The organism is Pseudomonas sp. HY13-MNA-CIBAN-0226 (genome assembly GCF_040310305.1).
In the GTDB taxonomy this organism is placed as follows: domain Bacteria; phylum Pseudomonadota; class Gammaproteobacteria; order Pseudomonadales; family Pseudomonadaceae; genus Aquipseudomonas; species Aquipseudomonas gregormendelii.
On record NZ_JBEOPS010000358.1, the window covers coordinates 1 to 261 of the forward strand.

Sequence of the window (261 nt, forward strand, 5' to 3'; positions counted from 1 at the left end):
GGTCAGCGCAAAGACCCCAAGCAAGCTGCTCCGGGGAAGTTTCAGGGTGGCGCTGAACGCCGCAAGAAAACGCAGCAACCGGCGTGCCCGGCGTCGGCGGGTGGTAGCGCCGACCTTCATGGCCTTGAGTGCCAAACCCGCCAGGCGAATCAGCCGTCGGTGAAAATGCACCACGGCCCAGCCACTGATCACCCCACCCACCATCGACACGGCGCTGAGCCCCAGCAACCACTCCATACGCGGGCTGAGGCTATGAAACAG

1 pseudogene is annotated in these 261 nt (G+C 64.4%); it reads right to left on the bottom strand.

The window, feature by feature from the left end:
• Positions 1–261: pseudogene (locus AAEZ05_RS29095) on the bottom strand (TIGR00374 family protein); the annotation flags it as partial.